This is a genomic window from Terriglobus aquaticus (genome assembly GCF_025685415.1).
Lineage (GTDB): Bacteria > Acidobacteriota > Terriglobia > Terriglobales > Acidobacteriaceae > Terriglobus > Terriglobus aquaticus.
The window spans coordinates 3,588,284-3,613,359 of record NZ_JAGSYB010000001.1 but is presented as its reverse complement, the minus strand read 5'-3'; the positions used below and the strand labels follow the sequence as shown (position 1 = coordinate 3,613,359).

Annotated in this window: 16 protein-coding genes; 9 read left to right on the top strand and 7 right to left on the bottom strand. The window is 64.7% G+C overall.

Annotation, left to right across the window (positions count from 1 at the left end; all coding sequences use genetic code 11):
• The first annotated feature begins 113 nt into the window (after nucleotides 1-113).
• The 4 genes from OHL12_RS14880 to OHL12_RS14865 all read left to right on the top strand — a co-directional run bounded on the left by OHL12_RS14880 (nucleotide 114) and on the right by OHL12_RS14865 (nucleotide 3,358).
• Nucleotides 114-1,295, top strand: a complete 1,182-nt coding sequence (locus OHL12_RS14880; protein WP_263414604.1) for a glycoside hydrolase family 27 protein — start codon at nucleotides 114-116, stop codon at nucleotides 1,293-1,295.
• A 115-nt stretch (nucleotides 1,296-1,410) separates the two neighbouring features.
• Nucleotides 1,411-2,454, top strand: a complete 1,044-nt coding sequence (locus OHL12_RS14875) for a hypothetical protein (protein ID WP_263414603.1) — start codon at nucleotides 1,411-1,413, stop codon at nucleotides 2,452-2,454.
• On the top strand, nucleotides 2,455-2,862 hold the full coding sequence (locus OHL12_RS14870) for an ArsR/SmtB family transcription factor (RefSeq protein ID WP_317889826.1): 408 nt from the start codon (nucleotides 2,455-2,457) through the stop codon (nucleotides 2,860-2,862). It abuts the gene before it with no gap.
• Nucleotides 2,840-3,358 (top strand): SRPBCC family protein, encoded by a 519-nt coding sequence (locus OHL12_RS14865; protein WP_263414601.1) that lies wholly within the window; start codon nucleotides 2,840-2,842, stop codon nucleotides 3,356-3,358. Before OHL12_RS14870 ends, OHL12_RS14865 begins: the two co-directional genes overlap by 23 nt.
• Before the next feature lie 103 nt (nucleotides 3,359-3,461).
• On the opposite strand, the gene OHL12_RS14860 is transcribed toward OHL12_RS14865, so the two are convergent.
• The 3 genes from OHL12_RS14860 to OHL12_RS14850 all read right to left on the bottom strand — a co-directional run bounded on the left by OHL12_RS14860 (nucleotide 3,462) and on the right by OHL12_RS14850 (nucleotide 8,397).
• Nucleotides 3,462-4,487 (bottom strand): zinc-binding alcohol dehydrogenase family protein, encoded by a 1,026-nt coding sequence (locus tag OHL12_RS14860; protein WP_263414600.1) that lies wholly within the window; start codon nucleotides 4,485-4,487, stop codon nucleotides 3,462-3,464.
• A gap of 90 nt (nucleotides 4,488-4,577) precedes the next feature.
• Nucleotides 4,578-5,651 (bottom strand): SDR family oxidoreductase, encoded by a 1,074-nt coding sequence (locus OHL12_RS14855; protein WP_263414599.1) that lies wholly within the window; start codon nucleotides 5,649-5,651, stop codon nucleotides 4,578-4,580.
• Nucleotides 5,652-5,844: 193 nt separating this feature from the next.
• Nucleotides 5,845-8,397 (bottom strand): 2-oxoglutarate dehydrogenase E1 component, encoded by a 2,553-nt coding sequence (locus OHL12_RS14850; protein ID WP_263414598.1) that lies wholly within the window; start codon nucleotides 8,395-8,397, stop codon nucleotides 5,845-5,847.
• Nucleotides 8,398-8,643: 246 nt separating this feature from the next.
• Here OHL12_RS14850 and OHL12_RS14845 point away from each other — a divergent pair, with 246 nt between their 5' ends.
• Nucleotides 8,644-9,378, top strand: coding sequence for a hypothetical protein (locus OHL12_RS14845; protein ID WP_263414597.1), 735 nt, complete (start codon nucleotides 8,644-8,646; stop codon nucleotides 9,376-9,378).
• A 76-nt stretch (nucleotides 9,379-9,454) separates the two neighbouring features.
• On the opposite strand, the gene pgm is transcribed toward OHL12_RS14845, so the two are convergent.
• Nucleotides 9,455-11,137, bottom strand: coding sequence for a phosphoglucomutase (alpha-D-glucose-1,6-bisphosphate-dependent) (pgm, locus tag OHL12_RS14840; protein ID WP_263414596.1), 1,683 nt, complete (start codon nucleotides 11,135-11,137; stop codon nucleotides 9,455-9,457).
• A gap of 231 nt (nucleotides 11,138-11,368) precedes the next feature.
• On the opposite strand from pgm, the gene OHL12_RS14835 reads away from it, so the two are divergent.
• From OHL12_RS14835 to OHL12_RS14820, 4 genes are all read left to right on the top strand, one after another.
• Entirely contained in the window at nucleotides 11,369-15,670 is a 4,302-nt protein-coding gene (locus OHL12_RS14835) for a DNRLRE domain-containing protein (protein WP_263414595.1), read from the top strand.
• Between the two features lie 277 nt (nucleotides 15,671-15,947).
• Nucleotides 15,948-16,883, top strand: a complete 936-nt coding sequence (locus OHL12_RS14830; RefSeq protein WP_263414594.1) for a ferritin-like domain-containing protein — start codon at nucleotides 15,948-15,950, stop codon at nucleotides 16,881-16,883.
• A gap of 18 nt (nucleotides 16,884-16,901) precedes the next feature.
• Entirely contained in the window at nucleotides 16,902-17,933 is a 1,032-nt protein-coding gene (locus tag OHL12_RS14825) for a ferritin-like domain-containing protein (protein ID WP_263414593.1), read from the top strand.
• Nucleotides 17,934-18,127: 194 nt separating this feature from the next.
• A complete protein-coding gene (locus OHL12_RS14820) occupies nucleotides 18,128-20,863 on the top strand; it encodes a TonB-dependent receptor (RefSeq protein ID WP_263414592.1) in 2,736 nt (911 codons plus the stop codon).
• 66 nt (nucleotides 20,864-20,929) lie between these two features.
• Here the strand turns inward: OHL12_RS14820 and OHL12_RS14815 are convergent, their stop codons facing one another.
• The 3 genes from OHL12_RS14815 to OHL12_RS14805 all read right to left on the bottom strand — a co-directional run bounded on the left by OHL12_RS14815 (nucleotide 20,930) and on the right by OHL12_RS14805 (nucleotide 25,007).
• Nucleotides 20,930-21,130 (bottom strand): cold-shock protein, encoded by a 201-nt coding sequence (locus OHL12_RS14815; protein WP_263414591.1) that lies wholly within the window; start codon nucleotides 21,128-21,130, stop codon nucleotides 20,930-20,932.
• Nucleotides 21,131-21,308: 178 nt separating this feature from the next.
• Complete coding sequence (cmk, locus tag OHL12_RS14810; protein ID WP_263414590.1) at nucleotides 21,309-22,043, bottom strand: (d)CMP kinase; 735 nt, start codon at nucleotides 22,041-22,043, stop codon at nucleotides 21,309-21,311.
• Between the two features lie 192 nt (nucleotides 22,044-22,235).
• Nucleotides 22,236-25,007, bottom strand: a complete 2,772-nt coding sequence (locus OHL12_RS14805) for a hypothetical protein (protein ID WP_263414589.1) — start codon at nucleotides 25,005-25,007, stop codon at nucleotides 22,236-22,238.
• Nucleotides 25,008-25,076: the final 69 nt, after the last annotated feature.

Below are 25,076 nucleotides of genomic sequence, written 5' to 3'. Positions count from 1 at the left end.
ATACCGTGCGCCCACGCCCGGCCCGAGGAAGAGCGATGATGCTCGTAGCCGGGCACGCGTTCGATGCCTTACCCTTCTTAGCGCGGTGAATGCTGCTCATCCCAAGGACCTCCATGAACGTTCGATTGCTCCTCGCCTCCTTCGCTGTTCTGTTCGCGCCTGCGCTTCACGCACAAACCTCGCCCGCGCCAACACCACCCATGGGATGGAATAGCTGGAACCACTTTGCCGGAAAAGTCACCGACGCCGACGTGCGTGCCACGGCCGACCAGTTGGTCAGCACCGGGATGCGCGACGCCGGTTACGTGTACGTGAACATCGACGACACATGGCAAGGCAAGCGCGATGCGAACGGCGCAATACGCGGCAACGAGAAGTTTCCGGACATGAAAGCGCTGGCCGACTACGTGCACAGCAAGGGCCTAAAGCTCGGCATTTACTCCTCGCCCGGCGAGAAGACCTGCGCAGGCTACGCTGGCAGCTACGGGCACGAGGCGCAGGACGCACAGACCTACGCCGCATGGGGCGTTGACTTCCTCAAGTACGACCTGTGCTCGTTCGGCGATCAGATGTCCGCGGAACGCAAGGCGCACCCCGACGATCCGCAGGCAGGCGAGAAGCTGATGATTGCGGCGTACAAGAAAATGGGCGATGCCCTGCGCGCAACCGGACGCCCGATCCTGTACAGCCTCTGCCAGTACGGGTTCGCCGATCCGTGGAAGTGGGGACCGTCGGTCGGAGCGTCGATGTGGCGCACCACGGACGACATCAACGACACCTGGCCGCGCATGTTCATCATCGGCCAGGAGCAGGCCGACATCGCGCAATACGCCGGTCCCGGTCACTGGAACGACCCCGACATGCTGGAGATCGGCAACGGTGGAATGAAGCCCGACGAGTACCGCCAGCACATGAGCCTGTGGGCCATGCTGGCGGCGCCTCTGCTGGCCGGCAACGACCTGACCAAGATGTCGGACGTGGACCGGTCCATCCTGACGAATCGTGAGGTGATCGCGATCGATCAGGACCCGCTTGGCAAGCAGGCCACACGCCAGTACGAGCACGCCGACATGAGCGTGTGGACGAAGCCGCTGAGCGGTGGCCGGGTTGCGGTGGCGCTGGTAACGTCGTCGTGGGGCGAGCGCAGGATGCAGTTCAACCTGGCAGAGGTCGGCTTTCCAAACGGCGCAAGCGTGCGCGACGTGTGGGACGGCAAAGACCTGGGCCGGCAAAGCGGCGTCTTCACGGGCGTGGTCCCGGGACACGGCGTGCTGCTGCTGATCTTGTCGAAGTAGGCCGGGTCGCGAAAGCTCCATCGGTGAAGTTGCATTAGAGCAGGACGTCGTGCGGCGTCCTGCCCGCTCAACTCTTAGCAAGGTTCCGCTGCCACGCAGTTCGTAAGGAGAAGGTATGCCGGCTGCTCACTCATGCACTGCGGCGGGATTGGCCGCACTCGCGCTTTCTATCGCCGCTATCAACGCGCAAGCACAGTCTCGGATCCCGGCTACGTCTCCCTGTGCCGCCATTCCGCATGCCGACCATCCCAGCGCATATCTGACGAACGGCGCTGTCGACCTGGTCCTGTATCTGCCAGACGCGACCAACGGCTATTACCGTTCATCACGCTTCGATTGGTCGGGCATCATCGCGTGTGCAAGCTATCGCGGACGCACGTACTTCGGAGAATGGTTCAACCAGTACGATCCGATGACGAACGATGCGGTCACCGGGCCGGCAGAAGAGTTTCGCGCGGCCGATGGGATGGAGCTGGGGTACGCAGAGGCGGGTGCGACAGGCGAGTTCATCAAGCCGGGCGTCGGTGTTCTGCAGAGGGTTGGCGATGTGCCTTACCGGTTCGGGACTGTGTATCCGATCGTGGACCACGGCACGTGGACGACGAAGGTGACGCAGCGTTCCGTGACGTTTACGCAGGTGCTGCGGTCCAAGCTGGGCTACTCCTACCGGTACACCAAGACCGTCGAACTTGACCCGCGCCAGCCCATCTTTCGCCTGCGCCACACACTGGTCAACCTGGGTCAGAAAGACATTACGACGCAGATCTACAATCACGACTTCTTCATGCTGGACCACGCGACGACCGGGCCGCAGGATGTGGTGAAGCTTGGCTTTGCGCCGACCTTTGATCCAGCCACACCCTCTGCACTGCGGGTGCAAGGGAACACGATTCAGTTCCTGGCTACTCCCGACGCTGCGCACGTTGCCCAGGGCGCATTCAGCGGCTTCGCCGGCACACCGGGTGAGTACCGCGTTCAGGTCACCAACACAGAGACGAAGACCGCGATACTGCAGACCTCAGACTCTCCTGTCACCAAAGCATACTTCTGGTCCACGGCAAAGACCATTTGCCCGGAGCTGTACACGTCCATTCACGTGCCCGTGGGTGGTCAGCAGGACTGGTCGATTCGATACGAGTTGCAAGCCGGCGACAAGTAGGTGTGGTCAAACGCAAAGATTCCTCTTGACAGACACGGCTCAATCCACAACCATGTGGTTGTGGATGTTCTGGACGCGACGTTCTCGGCACTTTCCGATCGGACCCGCCGTGCGATGGTTGAACGACTCTCGCACGGGCCTGTCACCGTGCATGGGTTCACGGAGGGCTTTGCCATCTCGCAGCAGATGGTTTCAAAGCACGTGGCCTCCCTGGTGCGGGCTCGGATCGTGAAGAAGACCAAGCGCGGCCGGGAGAGCGTCTGCACCCTGAGGCCAGAGGCACTCAAGGCCGTCAACGACTGGACGATGAACTATCGCCAGTTCTGGGAAGAGAGTTTCGACAAGCTGGACGCGGTAGTAACCCAAATGAAGAAGGAGGCAGGTGATGGCAAACGGAACGGCAACTGAGCCGCAACGGATGACGGTAACGCGGGTGTTCGATGCTCCGCGCGAACTGGTGTGGAAGGCATGGACAAGCCAGGAGTATGCGGCTCAATGGTGGGGGCCCAAGGGCTTTACCGCGCCGTTTTGCGAGATCGATTTCCGCGTGGGCGGCAAGTACCGCTTCTGCATGCGGTCGCCCGAAGGACAGGAGTACTGGACAGGCGGCGAGTACTACGAGATTGTGCCGCACGAGAAGATTGTCCTCTCGCTGTACCCCGTCGACGCCGAAGGCAACAAGGTGGATCCCGCCGTGTACGGCATCGAGCACGAGGCGATCGAAGGCGCTCATGACGTGGTTCTGTTTGAGGATCTTGGAAACGGGAAGACCCGGCTGACCCTGATCGGCAACGAGACGATGGAGAGCGCGAAGGAGAGCGGCCAGGTGGAAGGCTGGAACCAGATCCTCGAGAAGTTCGCCGACGTGGTGGCACAGTTGCTGCCGGCGGGCACTCGCTCCTAAGAATCTGGCCGAACAGCCGGGAAGTGCAAAAGCGGGTGAGGCTTCGCTATGGAGCCTGCGCCCGCTTTGTGTTTGCACGGTTGTTCTTTCGGATCTCGTTCTTCTAAACGCCCAGCACGGTCTTGCCCATGGCGGTTCCGCTCTCCTGCATGGCATGGGCGCGGCGCAGGTGCTGCGCGTTGATGGCGCCCAGGTGCTGCGTGACCGTGGTGCGCAACGTGCCCAGGTCCACCAGGCGCGCGACCTCGGTTAGCAGGTCATGCTGCCGCAGAATGTCCTGCGTTCCGAAGACCGGCCGCGTGAACATGAACTCCCAGTGCAGCGACGCGGACTTGCGCTTCAACAGCTTCACGTCCAGATGCTTCGGGTCGTCGATGATGCCGATCTTGCCCTGCGGCGCGACGATCTTCGCCAGCTCCGGAAAGTGCTGCTCGGTACCGGTGAGCGCGGCAATGTACTCGGCCTGCGGAAACTTCAACTCTTCCATCTGCTGCAGCATGGGCCGATGGTGGTCGATGACGAAGTGCGCACCATTGCCGTAGCACCACTGCACCGTCTCAGCACGGGACGCAGTTGCGACCACGGTCAGCGCGGTCAGCTTACTGGCGATCTGCGTCAGGATCGATCCAACACCGCCGGCACCGCCAATGACCAGCAGCACGCCTTTTCGCTGGTGCGCCTGCGCACCTTTGAACTGGTCGATGCCGAGCCGGTCAAACAAGAGCTCCCAGGCGGTGATCGCCGTCAACGGCAGTGCAGCGGCTTCGGCAAAGCCGATCGACTTCGGCTTGCTCCCGACGATGCGCTCGTCCACGGCATGGAACTGCGCATTCGTCCCCTGCCGCGCGATCGACCCGGCGTACCAGACCTCGTCGCCGACTTTGAACAGGCTGCAGTCGCGGCCGCGGCGCACGACCACGCCGGCCGCGTCGTACCCTAGCACCTTGTACTCGGAGCCGGGTTCGGGCGGCGTGCCGGCGCGCACCTTCACGTCCACGGGGTTGACCGAAACGGCCTTGATCTCTACCAAGAGATCGCGCGGGCCGATCTCCGGCTCCGGCACTTCAATGTCGAGCAACGCCTCAGGTGCCTCAATGGGCGAGGGCAAAGTGTATCCAACGGCCTTCATAGATGCTCTGATGCTAAACGCGTGCGTCGCTCCACCGCGCGCCTGCTTGCAGAAGGCGATGTGGCGCTAGACTGCGGCCATCTCTGCTGGCTACGGGATCAGGCGCGCCTGCCGCAGACGCGCAAAGAGATCGAAAAAGCTTTGATCGGTGGGCTGGTACTCCAGGAAGCCCATGCGGCGGCTCTTGCTCATGTCGGTCAGGACCTCAACGGGCCGGCCCAGGTCGGCGTCGGTATGCCATGCCGAGGTGAGGCGGTGAAGATCGGGCTCGGCGAGGCTGTACTTCTCCGCGATGCGGCGCCAATCGTCCTCGGCACCCGCGAGCTGCTGCTCCAGCGGAATGCCTTCGCCGTCGAACGGAGCCGCGGCAATGCCGAAGTGATCGGCGAGTCGCGACCACATCCACTGCCAGCGGAAGACGTCGCCGTTGACCACGTTGAATGCCTGGTTCGCCGCGGCGGGCGTGGTTGCGGCCCACTCCAGGTGCTTTGCCAGCAGACGCGCATCGGTCATGTCCGTCAGGCTGCGCCACTGCACACCCGAGCCCGGAAAGACGAACGGGCGACCGGTCTCGCGGCAGATGGTCGCGTACATAGCCAGCGTCACGCCCATGTTCATCGCATTGCCCACGGCGAAGCCGATGATGGTGTGCGGCCGGTGCACGCTCCACGTGAAGCCCTGCTGCGCGGCGGCGGCGAACACTTCGTCTTCCTGCGCATAGTAGAAGTTCGGGATATCGAGGCGCGGCTGTTCCTCTCGAAAGGGCGTCGCCGGCAGGGTGCCCTTTCCGTACGCTTCGAACGGTCCAAGGTAGTGCTTCAACCCGGTCACAAGCGCAACGTGCCGCACGCTGCCGCCCTGCACGGCCTGTAGCAGGTTGCGCACCATGCCGCTGTTGACGCGGATGTTCTCAGCCTCCGTCTCCTGCCGCAACCAGGACGCGAAGAAGACGTGCGTCGGCCTGACCTCTGCGAGCGCGGTTCTGAGCGACTCAGGATCGAGCAGGTCCGCCGCGACCGCCTCCACACCATCTTGCGGGACCGGCCGGCGGGCCAGGCCATAGGTGCGCCATGCTGGATCGCTGCTGAGCAGTTCTGCCAGGTTGCGGCCGACAATGCCGGAGGCGCCAGCGATGAGAGCGATGCGAGGTGTGGATGCAGTCATAGCGCTTTGGATGATCGCGCGAGGTGCCCCGGTGCGAAGAGGCTCGCGCTACACAGCGTCACAGCATTGCGCGGCTAGAGCCAGCGCAGTGTAAACGAACAGGCGACGAGCGACGTGCGACGTGCTTCAAGCGAAAATGCGAAAGGCGCACCAGCATCGGCGCGCCTTCGCTTTCGTTCGAGAAACGCTACCGCTACTTCTTGCCACCCCTGCCCAGCGCGAGTTCGATCAGCGCCTTCTCCTCGAGCTCATGTGCCTTGGCAGAGCCGGTTGCGGGGCTGGCCGACGCCGAACGCGTCACGCGAAGCACGCGACGGCTCCCGGCCGAACGCTTCAGCAGCGGGTACGCATAGGTGAGCGGGCCCATGTTCGCCGGCTCCTCCTGGACCCACACGATCTCTTCTGCGTGTGGGTACTGCGCCAGCGCGGCTTCCAGCTCTTCGGCAGGCCACGGATACAGTTGTTCGACGAAGACGATCGCAGTGGAGAAGTCGCCCCGCTTCGCACGTTCTACGCGCAGGTTGTGTCCGATCTTGCCCGAGCAGACGAGGATGCGACGCGGGTCCTTCGCTTCGCCGTCGGCCAGCACTTTGCGGAAGCGCGGTGCGGCCAAGTCGACAACGGGCGAGACCGCATCCGGATGGCGCAGCATGCTCTTGGGCGTGAAGACCACCAGCGGCTTGCGGTACGGCGACAGCGCCTGCCGACGCAGCAGGTGGAAGTACTGTGCGGCGTTCGATGGCTGCGCCACAATCATGTTGTCCGTCGCGCAAAGCTGCAGATACCGCTCGATGCGGGCGGACGAGTGCTCCGGCCCCTGGCCTTCGTAGCCGTGCGGCAGCAAGAGGACAACGCCCGACTGCAGGCCCCACTTGGCTTCGCCCGCCGCGATGAACTGATCGATGATGATCTGCGCGCCGTTGGCGAAGTCGCCGAACTGCGCCTCCCACAGCACCAGCGCCTCGGGGTAGTCGCGGCTGTAGCCATACTCAAAGCCAAGCACGGCGGCCTCGCTGAGCATGGAGTTGTAGACCTCGAAGCGGCCCTGGTTGTCCGACAGGTGTTGTAGCGGCGAGTAGCGCAGCTCCGTTTCCGTATCGACCCAGACGGAGTGCCGCTGGTTGAAGGTGCCGCGCTGCGAGTCCTGTCCGCTCAGTCGAACCGGCGTGCCGGCCTTCAACAGCGAAGCGTATGCGACGAGCTCGGCGGTGCCGTAGTCGAACGGGCGCTTGCCCTCGCCCATCTCCACGCGCTGCTTCAGCAATGCCTGCACCTTGGGATGAACATGGAAGTCGGCAGGCGCCGTGGTCAACTGCGCGACCAGATCCTTTACCTCATCCGCGGTCAAGCCAGTGGCGACGTCCTCGCCCTTGGGCAGGCGGCCGCCTTCATAGTTCTTCCAGTACGTCGGCAGCTCGCTCAGCGAGGGCGCGTGCTCCGCTTCTTTACCGTGCGCTTGGTCGGCAAGGAACTGCTGCTGAATCGCCGCGATTTCGGCCGACGCGTCAATGCCCAGACGCTCCGCGTAGCTCTTGTACAGCGGCGCCGTCTCCTTGATGCGGGCGTAGCGACGCGGCTGCGTGACGGTGGGATCGTCCACCTCCGAGTGGCCGTGGCGACGGTACCCGATCAGGTCGACCACCACATCGCTCGCGAACTTGGCGCGGTACTCCGCTGCGATCTTCGCCACGCGCAGCACGGCATCGGGGTCTTCCGCGTTCACGTGGAAGATCGGAATCGGCAGGCGCTTCGCAATGTCGGTCGAGTAGCGCGAGGAGTTCGACTCGTGCGGCTCCGCCGTAAAGCCGAGCAGATTGTTGACCACAACCTGGATCGTTCCGCCCACCTGGTATCCAGTGATGGTCGCAAGGTCGAGCGTTTCGGCAAAGATGCCCTGTCCTGCAAACGCCGCGTCGCCGTGGATGATCATCGGCAGCACCTTGCTCTCGCCGTCCTTGCCCAGTCGAACCTGGCGGGCGCGAGCACGGCCCATGATGACGGGATCGACCGCTTCCAGGTGCGACGGGTTCGACGCCAGGTGCAGGCGAACTTCCTTGCCCGCAGGCGACGTGTACACGCCAGTCGCGCCCTGGTGGTACTTCACATCGCCGCCGCCCAGGTGGGAGCGCGGATCAACGTCCTCGAACTTGGTGAAGATGTCCGCAGCGGAACGGCCGACGGTGTTCACCATCACGTTCAGGCGGCCGCGATGGCTCATCGCAAAGTTGCAGCGCTCCACACCAAGGCCAGAGGAGACCTCGAAGATGCGCTCGAGGAACGGGATCAGCACCGTCAGGCCTTCCAGCGAAAAGCGCTTGGTGCCCAGGTAACGCTGCTGAATCGTCTGCTCAAACAGGTCGGCTTTGATCAGTTGCGTCAGCGTGTGCGCCTGCTGTTCGGGCGTTTCGCGGTACTCCTGCTCCATGGCGGCCTGCAGCCATTCGCGCCGCTCGGGCGAGGCGATGTGGCTGAACTCCAGCGCGATGGTGCCGCTGTAAAACTTGCGCGCCTCGGCAGCAATGTTGTCAGAGCCTTCGGGCAGTTCCACCGGAAACGGCTCGGGCGGCAGGTACTGCTGTAGCGGGTCGAGCTGCGCCTGCAGGTAGCCCCAGCGGCGGAAGATCTCGAAGACAGTCGTGCGCAGTTGATCCGCACCGGTTTCGCGCTCGGGAAGCGCATCGATCGTAGGTGAAACGGTTTTTTCTGTGCCTGGAGTTTTGCTCTGCGACTTCGCCCTGGTAGCCATGAATCCTCGACCCGTCTATGGTATGCCTCGGTTCGCTCGAGCGACAGACGCTGACGGAGGAGGTCGCCGATGCGGCAATCGCCTCTGTTCGTTTACCGCACCAGCATGCGATCAACGCTCCTTCGGTGGGGTCCTGTGTGTCAGGCATCTGACCTAGGCCGAGGGTGGCAACCAACGCGGCGCGCGCTTCCCGCGTCTAGCTATAGCGAAGATAAGGCGAATAGAACAGCGCCGGGAGAGACCAAGATGAGCGAACGCACCGTGGAACTGGATCAGCCCGTCGTCACCGACGAAGCTGCTAACGCCCTGCGCGAGGCCACCGACCGTGCCGAGCGCGCCGAGATGGAATTGGCGCGGCTGAAGGCGCAGCAGCGCGAACATCCGTCCACATCGCCGCGACCGGAGACCACCAGCGCTCCGGAAGCGCGTGATGAGCGCCATGAGTCCGCTCCGCAGCAAGCCACGGAGTCGCGCACGATGCAGACCGACGAGTTGAAACAGCCGCCCAGCCCGAACACGGCAGAGAACGCGCCTGACGGAGCGACGGGGAACCGGAGCTTCGACCGCGGCTCCGCGAACCGCGCCATGTCAGAGGGCGACGGCGTAGACGAACTGCGCAAAGATCCGATGATGGCGCACCTGCTGGACTCGCTGGACGCCGGAACCGACATCGGCCACTACGGCCGGCTGGTGTTTGCGATGGTCGCGCGGCACTTCCTGCCGCATGAGCAAGTCAGGGCCTGGCTGACCAAAGACAACGACTTCAGCGACGATCAGGCGCAGCAGATGCTGCACCAGGTGGAGGGCCGCGACTACTCGCCGCCGCGCCGCGAACGCCTGCTGGAGTGGCAGAGCGAACAGGAGTTCCAGTTCATCGACCCGAGCGATCCGGACAGCGGAAACCTGTACCGCAACCTGAAGTTCCCGCAGGAGATCTACGAGCACATCGGCCACTACCAGGATGCGAAGGCATCCAGCTAGTCGCCACGGCAAGCCGCAAACACGAACGCAACAAGGCCTCGCAAATGCGAGGCCTTGTTGCGTTCCTATGCTTCGTTTAGCTCTTCAGAGCGGCATCGACCAGCGCCTTTGCCTCGTCCTGGATCTGCTTCAGGTGGTCTTCGCCCTGGAAGCTTTCGGCGTAGATCTTGTAGACGTCCTCGGTTCCGGAAGGCCGAGCGGCAAACCAGCCGTTTGCCGTTGCGACCTTCAGGCCGCCGATTGCCGCGCCGTTGCCCGGCGCGTTGGTCAGCACCTGCGTGATCGGTTCGCCGGCAAGCTCCTTGGTCGTCACCTGCTCGGGCGACAGCTTGCCTAGCTTCGCTTTCTGCTCCTTGGTCGCGGCGGCGTCGATGCGCTGGTAGGCGGGTGTGCCGTACTTCGCGGTCAGCGCCTGGTAGAGTTCGCCCGGATCCTTGCCAGTGCGCGCGGTCATCTCCGCCGCCAGCAGACCCATAATCGGGCCGTCCTTGTCGGTCGACCAGGCTTTGCCGTCGAGCGTCAGGAACGACGCGCCTGCGGACTCCTCGCCACCAAAACCAAGCGAGCCGTCACTCAGGCCGTTCACAAACCACTTGAAGCCGACCGGCACCTCCAGCACCTTGCGGCCGATGCCTGCGGCAACGCGGTCGATCATGCTGGACGACACCAGCGTCTTGCCAACAGCCGCATCCTTCGACCACTGCGAACGGTTCTGGAACAGGTACTCAATCGCGACGGACAGATAGTGGTTCGGGTTCAGCAACCCGACCGACTTGGCCACAACTCCGTGGCGGTCGTGGTCCGTATCGCAGGCCCAGCTCACGTCGAACTTGTCCTTGTTCTCGATCATGCCGGCCATCGCGTACGGCGACGAGCAGTCCATGCGGATCTTGCCGTCCCAGTCGATGTGCATGAAGCGAAAGGTCGCATCAACCACGGTTGAAAGCACCGTCAGCGGCAGCTTGTACTGCTCCGCAATGCGCGGCCAGAACGCTACGCCCGCGCCGCCCAGCGGATCGACCGCGAGTTTCAGACCACTGGCCGCAATGGCTTCCATATCGACGACCAGCTTCAGGTCGCCCACATACTCGCCCACGTAGTCGTGCTTCTGGGTCGCCTCGGCCGTTAGCGCTTTCGCAAAGCGGATCCGCTTCACGTCCTTCAGCTTGTCGCGCAGGATCTGGTTGGCGCGGTCCTGCACGGCCTTGGTCACGTCGGTGTCGGCCGGACCGCCGTTGGGCGGGTTGTACTTGAAGCCGCCATCCTCGGGCGGGTTGTGACTCGGCGTGATGACGATGCCATCGGCCAAGCCGTTCTTGCGGCCAGCGTTGTAGTTCAGGATGGCGTGCGACAGCGCTGGCGTCGGCGTGTAGCCGTAGCTGCCGCCTTCGGTGTTCGAACCCGCGGGCAGGCCTGCACCGTTGTCGATGCGCGTCTCTACACCGTAGGCCGCGAGCACCTCCAGCGCGCTGCGAAAGGCGGGCTCGCTCAAGGCGTGCGTGTCCATTGCGAGGAACAGTGGACCGGTGATCCCCTTCTCTTCCCGATGCTCCACGATCGCCTGCGTAATGGCGAGGATGTGGTCCTCGTTGAAAGCCGACTTCAGGCTGGACCCGCGATGGCCGCTGGTGCCGAACGACACCTGCTCTGCCGGGTTGGCGGGATCGGGATGCAACGTGTAGTAGGCGGAAACCAGGCGGGACAGATCGACTAGCGAGTGCGGATCGGGCAGGTGGCCCGCTTTGGGATCGACGCTCATGTTGGGACTCTCTCTAAGGGGAGCTTGGTGGCGCAAGGTTCGCGCTCGGTGCTCGCGAGGTTTGATGCTATCAATCTCCCGCAAGTCGAAGCACGCAGGGCTACCGGCACGTCGCTGAGGAACTCGCTACAATTCTGTTCTCCCCTGATTCGTTGTGCCCAGTGAGCCTGGATGGTTGTGGTGTTCACGTGCGCTTCGAGCTGCGTCTGTGTTCGTTCCTGAAGAGAACGAATGAGTCGTTTGCGTCATTTTGTCTGCTGCCGGATCGCGCTGGGCGCGGTTGCGAGCGCTGTTGCTGCGTTGCCGGCGCATGCTGCGCAGTCGACGCTGCTTGCCGACACCTATGTCACGTCGCTGCGGCCCTCGACCAACTACGGCAGCCTGACCAACCTGTATGTGAACGCAAACAGCACGGCCCTGCTGCGCTTCGACTTGTCAGCGCTGCCGCCAGACGCTACCGCCGCAACCATTGGCCGCGCGGTTCTGCGCGTGTACGTGAACCGGGTGAACGCACCGGGAACGCTGGCGGTGGCTGCGATCGGGAGTGACTGGCGCGAAGGCGCGGTGACCTACCAGACCTTGCCGTCTACGGGATCTGCGGTCGATACGGAGAGCGCGAACGCGGAAGGACAGATCGTCGCGTTCGACGTGACGGCGCTGGTGAAGCAATGGGCGGCAAACCCTTCCGCCAACTTCGGCTTCGCCATCACGACGGCCAGCGGAGACGTGGTTCTGGACAGCAAGGAGAGCGACACCACGGCGCATCCCGCAACGCTCGATGTGACGATGCTGGCGTCCTCCTCTGGAGCTGGCGCAACCGGCCCGGCAGGCCCGCAGGGTGCGACCGGACCACAAGGCCCTGCCGGACCGGCAGGCCCACAGGGCGCTCAAGGTATCGCGGGAGTCAAAGGCGATGCGGGCGGCCTGGTCTATCGCGGGGCGTACAACGTGGCAAGCACGTATGCGGCCAGTGACGTGGTCACGTTTGCGGGTGGCGCCTGGGTGTCCATGGCCGACGGCAACACCGGCAGCGTTCCGTCGGCGGGCTCCACCCAGTGGAGTGTCCTTGTTCCCGCAGCAAGCTCCGCCACCGGTGTGAACCCGGCCGTAGGACTCGTCTATCGCGGCACGTTCAGCACGGCGGCAAGCTATGCCGCGAACGAGGTTGTCAGCTACAACAGCGCGGCCTGGGTTTCGCTGCTGGGCAACAACATGGGCAATACGCCGGTCAGCGGCAGCGTGTACTGGGCGGTGCTGGTGCCGGCGGCAGGCACTGGGACCGGCACTCCCAGCACGCCGAGCCTCGGCTACAAGGGAGCGTATAGCGCGGCGGTTCTCTATGGCGTGAACGATGTAGTGAGCTGGGCCAACGGCGCCTGGGTCTCGATCGCCGCAGCCAATCAGGGGAACACACCGGATCAATCGCCGGGAGCCTGGGCGGTGCTGGTACCGGCAGCGTCGGGTACAGGGACCGGTTCTCCCGTCCCGGGTACGCCCTCGCTGGGGTACAAGGGCGTGTACGCCGCCGCCACCAATTACGGCCTGAACGACGTGGTGACGTGGCAGTCCGCGGCGTGGGTTTCCATCTCCAGCAGCAATGCGGGCAACACCCCGGACCAGTCGCCTGCGAGTTGGGCCGTGCTGGTGCCAGCCGCGGGTTCAGGCGGTGGAACCACGACGGTCGTCACGAAGAACCTGGCGTACCAGGGCAATTACGTCAGCGGCACCAACTACGCCATCAACGATGTGGTCACATGGCAGTCCGCCGCGTGGATCTCGCTGGTGGACGGCAATCACGGCAACACGCCCGACGCGAGCGCGGCGGCTTGGGCTCCGCTGGTGCCTGCGGCGGTCGGCATCCAGGGGCCGCAGGGCGTAGCCGGGGCGACTGGGCCGCAGGGACCGCAAGGCATTCCGGGGCTGCCGGGAGCAGCGGGGCCGGCCGGGCCGCAAGGACCGTCGGGACAGACGGGGCGTCCAGGATTCGTCTACCAGGGGCCGTACCAGTCCGCGGCCAATTACGCCGCCGGCGACGTGGTGCTATGGCAGGGCGGATCGTGGGCTTCGCTGGCCGACAGCAACCATGGCAACACGCCGGACCAGTCGCCGCTGCAATGGGGTCTGTTGACCAGCCAGGGGCCGCAGGGCTTGCAAGGACCGACCGGAGCGGCTGGGCCGCAGGGGCCGCAAGGCCTGCCGGGAACCATGGGACCGGCAGGACAACAGGGACCTACGGGACCGGTCGGATCGCCGGGGCCACAAGGCGCACCGGGCCGCGATGGGGCGCAGGGTCCGCAAGGCGACAGAGGGCTGCCTGGCCCGCAGGGTGCGCCGGGGCCGGTCGGCATTACGTGGCAGGGCATCTACGCGTCCGGAACCAACTACGCTCTGAACGACGCGGTGGCTTGGCAGGGCCAAAGCTGGCTCTCGGCAACGGCAGGCAATCATGGCAACACGCCGGGAACGACCCCGGACTGGATTTTGCTGGCTGCCGCGGGCTCGACCGGGCCGCAGGGTCTGCAGGGCGCGACTGGGCCGCAAGGCGCGCAAGGCTTGCCGGGGCCGACTGGAGCGCAGGGCCCACAGGGCTTGCCCGGCGCAACCGGGCCGCAGGGTGATCCGGGGATAGTCTTCCAGGGCAGCTACGACTCCACGAGAAACTATGCCCTGCACGATGCAGCAACGTACGGGGGCGGCACCTGGCTTTCGCTGACCGCAGGCAATCACGGCAATACGCCCGGAACCACGCAGGACTGGGTGCAGATTGCCGCACCCGGCGCACCGGGTGCAGCGGGACCACAGGGTCTGCCGGGTAATGCGGGCGCGACCGGACCGCAGGGTGCAACCGGTCCGGCGGGTCCGGCCGGGCCCGCTGGCCCACAAGGATTGACAGGCGCGCCGGTTGCGTTTCGCGGTGCCTGGAACAGCGTTAGCGCTTACGTAACGGGCGATGCGGTCAGCTACACCGGGTCGTCCTGGATCGCCACGTCTGCGATCAGCGGAACGCCGCCGGGCAGCGCTCCGCAGTGGTCGCTGCTGGCGCAGGCGGGATCTGCGGGAGCAGCGGGAACGCCCGGCCAGACGGGTGCCACGGGACCGCAGGGTCCTGCAGGCCCGGTGGGAGGCCTCGGTCCGCAAGGCGCTCCGGGGCTGACCTGGCAGGGCTCATATAGCTCGACCACCACGTACAGCCAGCGCGACGCAGTAGCGTACGCGGGCAGCAGTTACGTGTCGCTGGTGAGTGGCAACACGGGCAACACGCCGGGAGCGGCTGGCGTTACGCAGTGGACACCGCTTGCGTTGGCGGGAACGAACGGCGCTGCCGGCGTGAACGGCAGCAATGGAGCGCCTGGCGCGGCTGCCACGATTGCAGTCCGCAACGTGACCAGCGGACCGACAGCGTCCGTGACAAACGCCGGCACCGCACAGGCTGCGGTTCTGGATTTTGTGCTGCCCAAGGGAGATACAGGGGCTGTCGGTCCGGTGGGACCCGCTGGCATCGCGTTCCGTGGAGGGTGGTCGGCGGGCACCGGCTACAGCAAGGGCGATGCCGTGTCGCTGAATGGGTCGTCGTACATCTCGCAGGTCGGCAACAACCTGGCGAACCCGGAGACAGACGTTCAGACCAACGGCGGCAACTGGGCGCTGCTGGCATCGCAGGGTGCTACCGGAGCAAATGGTGCGGCGACCGTTACGATCGGCACGGTGGCGAGCGGTACGACCGCCAGCGTGACCAACGTCGGCACCTCCACCGCTGCCAGACTGAACTTCGTCCTTCCGCAGGGCGCACCCGGAGCGCAAGGCCCCGCAGGACTCACGTGGCGAGGGCCGTGGGCCAGCGGCACGGCCTACAACGCGAACGATGCGGTCAGCTACGGCGGCTCGGCCTATGTGGCGCTCTCTGCCAGCACGGGAACACAACCGGTGGGCGGGACCTACAGCAGCACGGCATGGGCGCTGCTGGCGTCGGCGGGCGCAACCGGGCCCACAGGAGCGACGCCCACCTTTGCTGTCGGTAGCACGACCACCGTGCCTGCGGGAACAGCAGCGTCGGTCACGCTGAGCACCAGCGGAACGGTGAACACGTTGAGCTTCGCCATTCCCCAGGGGCCCGCTGGACCGGCAGGACCCTCCGGCGGCACGGGTGGCAGTGGCGCCAGCGGAGCCGTGTTTACGGCGACGCATGCCCTGTTGAGCAGCGACAACGGTGTGCAGTACTACTCCGTCGCAAACAACCTGACGCAAGCGTCGGAGTCGCCGGCGCTGATGACGCTGATGCCTGGCTCGTGCATGGTGAGTTCGGTGACGCTGTACAACACGGGTGCGCGTGGCGCGGCGATGATCCTGCGTTCCGGAACAAATCCCGCGGCAAACCTTTCAACGGTTGCCACCTGCAGCAACATCGCTGCCGGCGCGTCAACCTGCGCGATCAGCCCGTCTGTCGATCTGGGCGGCAAGTTTGTGGACCTGGGTGCGGCGTCGGGCGGTGCGAGCAGTACTCTCTTCACGCTGTTCACCTGCGCCTCGCAGTAGGATCTGCCGCGCTAGAGAATGCGTGGCAATACATCCAAACCTGCCTCCCATACGTTCTCTAAACGCTAGGCTTGCGCGATGCACTCAGATCAAGCTACTGTGCTGGACGATGTACGAAGGCCGTATTGCAAGGACCGAACATCGGCTTTCATCTGCTGAAGGTATTCCGTAGCCGACACGCAACTTAACGCAGCAGGGATGCTTCCTACATCCCGTTCTCATACGTTTCACGCTTTTCCGAGTACTCAAACGTTCCACTTCCACAGGAGTCCCCGTGATGGATCAACTCACAAATCAGATTGTCAATCGAGCACTCTCCCGGCGCGGTTTCCTGGCCGGAGCCGGTGTGGCCACCGCGGCGACCCTGACCGGTTGCGGCGGCAGCACGACCACAACCCCGACCCAGCCAACCACTCCGCCAGCGACCGCACTGACCGACGTCGATGTGATCAACTTCGCTCTCAACCTGGAGTACCTGGAAGCAGAGTTCTACCTGCGCGCGGTCACAGGACAGGGTGTACCGACTGCCGACGGTGGTGCTGGCAGCAACGTCAACATCTCCTTCACGGGACCGGTTGCCGGCTTCAGCAGCGCCAATGCGTTCTACCAGCAGATTGCGGTCGAGTTCGCCCAGCAGGAGTTGCAGCACATCCGCACGCTGCGTGCGGCGCTGACAGCCGCGGGTGCAACGCCGATCTCCTCGCCGGCCTTGGATTACACGACGGGCTTCACCGGACTCGCGACGGCGGCTGGCCTGACCGGCTTCAACCCGTTCGCAAGCATGCTGAACTACTTCAGCGCGGCTCTGGGCTTTGAAGACAATGGTGTGGAAGCGTACACCGGTGCGGCTGCCCTGCTCACCAACACGCAGAACCTGAACGTGGCTGCCGGCATCCAGGCGGCAGAGGCATATCACTCCGCGTCACTGCGCACCCTGATTGTTGCCACGGGCGACTCGACTGTGATCGGCAACTACAACAAGCTGATTGCGGCACGTGGAACCTTGGGTGGCAGCACGGAAACCCAGGTCAGCATTGGTGGAGCCGGAAAAGCCTCTGTGATCGTACAGGCTGATCCGAACACGTCTGTCGGGTACGCGCGTTCTGTCGACAACGTTCTGCACATTGCGTACGGCGCAACGGGTGCGGGCCTGTCGAAGGGCGGATTCTTCCCTGCCGGCCTCAACGGCAACATCAAGACGACTGCTTCCTAAGCTTTTTCCGGAGATACCATGGCGACCACTGAAACAAAAATGCTTGATTCCATCATTGCCAGCCGCCGGGCCGTATTGCTCGGGGCAGGCGCTTTGGCGGCGACGGCTGCGCTGGGCGGCGAGAAGAAAGCCGCAGCGGCAGTTCCGGCCACGCTGAACGACACGCAGATCCTGAACTTTGCGTTGAACCTGGAGTACCTGGAAGCACAGTTCTACACGCTGGCAACCGAGGGCGTGACGGCTGACAAGTCCGCCAACAAGCCGATCAGCCTGGGCGGTAGCACCGCCGGTGCTGTGACGGTGAAGGCGAACCCCAAGGTTCCCTTTGTCAACACAGCGGTGCAGTCCTACGGTCTCGAGATCGCGCTGGAAGAGCGCAACCACGTGACCTTCCTGCAAGGCGCGCTGGGCACCGCTGCTGTGGCGCAGCCGGCCATCAACCTGCAGTCCAGCTTCGTCACTCTGGGCAGCCTGGCGGGTGTGCCGAACTACGATCCATTCGCGAATGACCTCTACTTCCTGCTGGGTTCCTACATCTTTGAGGATGTGGGTGTGACCGCGTACCACGGCGGCGCTCTCGCAATCTCCAAGACGAACCTGACGGCTGCCGCTGGCATTCACGCGGTGGAAGCCTACCACGCAGGCATCGTTCGCACGCTGCTGACCCAGGTCGATCAGGGTCTGGTCACCGTGGGCGGTGGCGGCCAGGGTGTTGCGCTGTCGGTCGCCAACGCGATCTCGAACGTGCGCGCCACGGTCGACGGTACGCTGGGCAAGCTGCCGACCGACGCTCCAGGCCTGACCGGTCAGGATGACTTCGGCATCAACTACAAGATCACCGCGCCGCTGAACGGTGTGGGCGGTCCTTACCTGACCTCCAACATCGACGACGAAGGCAAGCTGACTGCCGCGAACGCCACCACGTACACCTACAGCAACTACGTTTGCTTCGGCCGCACGCCGCAGCAGGTGCTGGACATTGTGTACGCGAGCGCATCGGGCGCCAAGGGCGGCTTCTTCCCGAACGGCCTCAACGGCGACATCAGCTAAGCACGCAGGACGGAACAGCGAAAGGGCGAGCCTAAGGGCTCGCCCTTTTTGCGTCATGGGCCAGCGTGCAGGCTGTGGACAAAGGGCGGCTTCTGGTGGATCTTTTCAGGAACCGGACCTGCAGATTCTGCGTAATGGTCTATGTCGGCGCAAGGCGCCGGCAATTTCGGAACAAATAGATTGGTAGGGCCACAATGCAGCGAACCCCTCTGCTTGCGTTGACGATGCTGTGCGCTCCAGCGCTTCCCCACCCGCCCGTGCTGCTGGCGCAGGCTGCGTGCACCGGTTCGGCGCTGAGCGGTACGGTTCGCGATACAACCGCTGCCCTGCTGCCAAATGCCACCCTCTCCATCGACAGCGGCACGCCCGTACAGAGCGGGCCGGATGGGCGCTTCGTGTTGCCGTGCCTCTCTACCGGTGCACACACGCTGCAAGTGGGAGCGGAAGGCTTCGCGCCGGTGACGTTGAAGATCAAGGTGCCTGCCAGAGGTCCGCTGGACCTGACGCTGACTCCGGCCACGGAGACGACGGTGGACGTGGATGCCGACACATCCGACGCGGCATCGTCTCCCAACTCCGCCGGGCCGAGCCACCAGATCCAAGGCAAGCAGTTGGAGCAACTTGCCGACGACCCGGACGACCTCCTGCGCGAGGTGCAGCAGATGGCGTCGGGCATGGGCGGCAATCCCGCCAACGCGACGATCGCCGTGGACGGATTCCAGGACTCGACGCACATGCCGCCCAAGGCGTCGATCGCGTACATCAAGGTGAACCCTGACCTGTTCTCCGCCGAGTACCGGGAGCCGCCCTTTGGCAACGGCGGACGCGTGGAGATCTATACCAAGCCGGGGCAGAAGACTTACCACGGTGCGCTGTTCACAACCAACGGCAGCCCTTGGGAGAACGCACGCGATCCCTTCTCAAACTCGAAGGCGGCGATCGGCAAGCAGCGTTATGGCTTTGAACTGGGCGGCCCGCTGCGCAAAGACTCGATGGACTTCTTTACGTCGCTCGAGTACCGGCGCATCGACAACTTCGCCGTTGTGAACGCGGTCGCTCTTGGCTCCAACGGCGCCCCGGTGAACGTGGTGGCGAACGTGGCCACGCCGCAGCGCCTGTGGCAGCCGACGGCAAAGGTGACCTGGCAGCTTTCGCCACGCAATACGTTCATCATCGGGTACACGGGCTCCGTCTCGAACCTGGACAACGTGGGCGTGGGCGGGACCACGCTGCAGGAATCCGGCTACAGCAGCCAGCAGTACGACCACACACTTCGCTTTTCCAATGTGACCACCGTGAACGCCAACCTGATGCACGAGGCTCGCGTAAGCCTGCGCTGGGATGGCGAGAACGACACGCCTGCGTCCACGGCGGCACAGGTGCAGGTAGCGGGCGCGTTCACCGGCGGCGGGGCAAGCATCGGGGCGCAACGCATTCATGAACTGCGCACGGAGATCAACGACGACGCGATTCTTTCCACGGCACATCACACCTTCAAGGCCGGCCTGCAACTGTTTCTGAACGACGAACACCGCCGCCTGACAACGGATTTCAACGGCGCCTATGTGTTCGGCGGGGGCACGGCGCCGGTGCTGAACAGCAGCAACCAGGCCGTGGCCGGGCAGACTACCACCATCAGCGGCCTGGAGCAGTACCGGCGCGCGCTGGCCGGGCTCCCGGGCGGAACACCCACGGCCTTTACCGGGGTCTCCGGGAATCCGGAGGTCGACTTTCACCAAACGCAGGCGGCGCTGTATGTGCAGGACGATTGGAAGCTGTCGCACGGCGTGATGGTGTCGGCCGGGCTGCGGTACTTCATTCAAGACAAGCCCCTGCTAACGGACGTGCTGACGCCGCGGCTAGGCATTCTGTGGGCGCCGGGCAAGGAGCCCAAGTGGACGGTGCACGCGCACGCGGGTATGTTTGGCGGCCAGTTCAATCGCAGCGAATGGGCGGAGATCCAGCGGCAGGACGGCGTGCAACGAGTTACGCGCACGGTCTACAACCCGGTGTACGGCTCGCCCTATTCCGGCAACGCGACGACCATCTTTTCCGCGCGCACCCTGGCACCCCACCTGTCGGACACGCTGTACGGCATTTACAACATCGGCGGCACTCGCGACCTGCCGCATGGCTTCAGCCTGATGACCGACCTGGGCTATGGCCGGTTCTGGAACTACAGCCGCAGCAACAACATCAACGCCCCGCTGAACGGCAGCCCAACGGGACCGAGGCCGTTGGCGCCCAACCTGAATCTGTTGCAGGTGCAGGCGAGCGGTCAGGGCCGGCTTGACTTCATCTTTGGTGGCATTGAGAACCACAAGCTGAAGCGGGTTCAGTTCTTTGCGGGCGCGGTGCACCTGGACCAGATCGACGACACCAACGACGACACGTTCTTCACACCGCAGAATCCGCGCTCCGATGCTGGCGAGTTTGCCCGCCGATCGGACAATGCACCGTGGCAGGCCTTTGGCAATGCCAGCGTCACCCTGCCGTGGAAGCTGCAGTTCAGCATGGATGGCTATGCCAACGGAGGCCGGCGCTACAACATCACGACCGGGTTCGATAACAACGGCGACGGCAACTTCAACGACCGGCCGCAGTATGCCGCTGCCGGCACGCCGGGTGCGGTGCAGACGCGGTACGGCCTGCTGGTGGCGACGGGAGGAACAGCCGTCTTTTCGCGCAACCGCGGCGTGCTGCCCTGGGCGTTCTACATGGACGGCAACCTGTCGCGGACCTTTCCGCTGACGCGCAACACCAAAGCCGACCATCCGCAGGCGATTGCCGTAAACCTGCGGTCGTCGAACTTCCTGAACCACACCAATGTCACTTCGGTGGGCGGCATCTTCAACTCTCCGCTGTTCGGTGTTCCGTTCGCCGCCGACAACGGTCGCCGTGTGGAAGCCGGTCTGCGCTACAGCTTCTAGGCTGTGACACGCGGGTTTTGGTGCGAGGAAGGAGCTGGGCTGCGCTGCCCAGCTCCTTCCAGCGAACTACAGCGGCTGAACGTCCGAAGCCTGCCAGCCTTTTGGCCCCTTGATCACGTTGAACTGAACGGTCTGGCCTTCCTGCAGCGTCTTGAAGCCGTTGGCATTGATCGCGGAATAGTGAACGAAGACGTCTTCGCCGTTCTCCCGGCTGACAAACCCGAATCCCTTTGCGTCGTTGAACCACTTCACCGTGCCACGCTCCATGTGCCGCCTCCCTCAAGTTGGCTCGTGCAGAGACAGAGCCGCGCCGGCTGTGGCCGGTGCTGGTAGAAACTCTCTGCGCGATTGCGGCTACTTTAGCACAGGAAAATGCAAGGTCAACCCGCTTCTCGGGCGACCTTCGACGGCGTGCAAGCTTGGCGGATGCCGCGTTTGCGGCAGGCTAGCGGACCGGGTTGGAGGTGTTTTGCAATGCTGCCTCGACCAGAGCGGTGGCCCGGTCCAGCACCTCGTCCAGCGTCATGGCGGTGGTGTCGATGCGAACGGCATCGTCCGCGGGTCGCAAGGGGCTGACCTCGCGGGTGCGGTCGCGCTCGTCACGAGCGGCGATGTCGCGCGTGATGGAGTCGCGATCCTCGGCTTGGGCCGCCGGGGTGACACCCGTCTGGAGGAAGCGACGGTCGCCGCGCGCCTCGACGGAAGCGTCCAGGAAGAGCTTCAGGGTCGCGTCGGGAAAGACGACGGTACCGACATCGCGACCTTCCATGACCACACCGGTCGGGGCAGTTTGGCCCATGCTGCGCTGGGCGGCGACCATCCAATGCCGAACGCCGGGGTGAACGCTCACGCGCGAGGCTGCGGCCGTAATCTCTGGCGTGCGCAGCAGGGCGGTCACGTCACGGCCGTCCAGCAAGACTCGGTTTGCACCGTCGCCAGGCGTGAGCGCGATGGTGGTCTCCGCGGTCAGCGCAGTCAGGGCTGCGGGGTCGTCCAGCGGGATGCCGCGCTCGGTAGCCTTCAGCGCCAGCGCGCGATACATGGCGCCGGTTTCCAGGTTGAGCAGGCCGAAGTGACGAGCCAGGTGCGCGGCCACGGTGCTCTTGCCTGCGCCTGCCGGACCGTCGATGGCGATGATGCGCGAGGATGGCGACGGCGCCGGAGCAGCGGAGAAAGGCATACCTTCATTGTGCCGCAAGCAGCCGCTGGATCTGCGGATTCCAAGGTCGGGCAGGAGTGCTGCGCCCACATCTGGCAGAGCTGTGGCGCTGGCGTGCGGTTGCCGCCGCAAACAGAAAGGACCTGCCGATGTGGCAGGTCCTTCGGTCTTGGTTTCACCGGGACGGCTCGGACCATTTTGAGTGAAGCAGCCCTACTCCGGGCGGCGCTTGGGAGCGCCACCGCGAGCCGGGCCGGAGCCAGGACCGCGGAAGGAGGGCTTGAAGCCCGGCTTGCCGAACTTGCCGGGTGCGCCCTTGCCGCGGTCGCGACCGAAGCCCGAGCCGCCAAACTTGGCTCCGCCCGGCCCAGCAGAATGGGCGCCCGACTTGAAGTTGGGGCGGCCTTCTCCGGGCTCGCCGCTGAAGCGCTTGCGATCGCCGAAACCACCTTCGCGGCGGTCCGAGCCACCACCACCCTCGCGGTCAAAGCGTGGGCGGCCACCAAAGGCGGGACGATTGCCGCCGAACGACGGACGTCCGCCTTCGCGAGGAGCGAACGGACGGCGTTCGCCGCCTTCGCGTGGTGTGAACGGGCGACGCTCGCCACCTTCTCGTGGCGTGAACGGACGGCGTTCGCCGCCTTCGGGTGGGGTGAAGGGACGACGCTCGCCACCTTCGCGTGGGGTGAACGGGCGACGTTCGCCGCCTTCGCGGGGAGTGAACGGGCGACGTTCGCCGCCTTCGCGAGGGGTGAATGGGCGGCGCTCACCGCCTTCACGTGGAGTGAACGGACGACGTTCGCCACCTTCGCGAGGGGTGAACGGACGACGCTCGCCACCTTCGCGCGGGGTGAACGGACGACGCGGTGCGAAGCCGTTGTCACGGTCGCCGCGGGGAGTGTATGGACGGCGCTCGCCACGATCTTCGCGGGGAGCAAAGCCGCCGCGGTCGCCACGAGGCGTGTACGGACGACGCTCGCCACGGTCTTCACGCGGGGTGAATGGACGACGCTCGCCACGGTCTTCACGCGGGGTGAACGGACGACGCTCTCCACCTTCACGCGGCGTGAAGGGACGGCGCTCGCCGTCACCCTCGGCACGGCGCGGGCGCTCGTCATCCCAGGGCCGGGCAAAGTTGTTGCGTTCGCGCGGCTGGAACCCTTCGCGGTCACCGCGAGGAGCGAAATTGCTGCGTTCGCGAGGCTGGAAACCACGGTTCTCGCGAGGGGCAAAGCCGCCGCGGTCGCCCGCGCCTTCGCGGCGCTGGAAGGGACGACGCTCGCGCTCGCCACCGTTGTCGCCGGAGGCCTGGCGCTCGCCGAACGGTTTGCGATCTCCGAAGGGCTTGCGTTCGCCGAACGGCTTGCGCGGACGGTCACCGTAGCTGGGGCGGTCACCGCGCGAGAAGGACGGACGCTCGCCACGGTTGTCACTACGACCATCGCTGCGGCCGCCGAAGGACGGGCGCGCCGGACGGCGATCGTCTCCGCCGCCGAACGAGCGGCGCGGCGGGCGGCTGTCTCCGCGATCGCCGAAGCGTTCGCGACGGTCCTGCATGTCGGCGCGGCGGTCGTCCTGCTCGTAGCGCGAACGCTGCGGCATGGAGGCAACCGGGGCGGAGTCGTCGGCGGGAAGAGCCGGCAGTTCGCCAGCGATGTGCAGAAGGGTCTTGCCCTCGACAACGATCTCGTCCAACTGACGCGTAGCAGAAAGGCCGTGTACGACCTCGCGAACGCGCGAGCGAGCGGCCAACGGCGAGAGGAAGATTTCCATGTCGTCGGTGCTGGCTGCGATGGCCTGGTGCAGGTAGAGCGACAGCAGCGCCGAGAGCGCGGTGGGCTGGCCGGCGTTGGCGCCGGACTTGAGCTGGCGCAGGAACTTGTTGGTGATCAGTTCCCACTTGGCCGGTTCGCCATCGGCGTTCGGAAGCGGGATGACGCGCTGGATGGACCAAAGCTCATTGAGTGCCCGCAGCGTGGCCGAGTCGGTGATGCCCTGGCCCAGAAGCGAGGTGAGCTTGTGCGGCGCCATGGCGCCCTTCTCCTTCAGCAGCGTGAAGACTTTGACCGCCAGCGGTGAAACGCGCATGGGACCGGTGGTGGCGGGCTCGTTCTTCCAGTTCTTGTCGCCGCGTAGCGTGTAGACGAACGAGAAGGCAGAGGCGGGGACGATGTAGTCGGGTTCACCGGTTGCGTTGCCGAGAAGGTTCAGCGGGACGACGGAGCCGTCTTCAATGAGGCGGGCGAGGGCGCGATAGACGGTCTCGCGCTCTTCGGGCGAGAAGCCGTTGACGGGAGGCGTTGCAGGCTCTTCTTCGGTGCCTTCGCTGGAGGTGGAACCCTCGCGCAGATCGTTCGGCGTGGGGTCGCCGTCAGCGTGGATGCGGTCTTCTTCGGCGATCTCATCGCCTTCGTCCTCGGCGAACTCATCTTCGTCGGAGAGCATCGTCTCCGGGTCGGACGGGATGTTGCCATCGCCGGCGAGCATGGCTTCATCGCCTTCGGTAGTGGCTGGTTCCAACTCGTCTTCCGAAGACTCGTCGTCTTCGTCAGTCTCGTTCTCGACGTCGGAATCTTCGTCTTCTTCGTCGCCTTCATCTTCAGCGTCGTCGAAGTCCTCGTCTTCATCTTCGGCAATGGAGTCGGCGTCGTCGTCTTCGGCGAAGTCTTCTTCGGGTTCTTCGTCCTCGCCGAGGTCCTGGTCTTCCAACTCGCTGTTGTCATCGAAGGCCTCGGTGCGGTCGTCAGAGGCGACGCGCTTGGAGGGAACTACCCAGTTGTTTTCGGTGCGGCCGAGCACGGCCTCCGCAAAGCTAGGCATGGGTGCCTGGAACTGGGTCAACGGGTAGACCGGCAGGAGGCCTGCGGTTTCGACCCACTCGCGGATGGCTTCGGTGGTCTGGAGGGGTTCGCCATTGCGATGGAACTGCGCTTCGCGGGCGCGGGTGAGTTGCCGCGCGGTGATGTTCTGCTGCGATGCTGCCATGGGATGCGTGCCTTTCGATGCGGTCGATGCCGCAGGTGCGATCCGGCCGGTGCCGGATGTGCGTGCCGG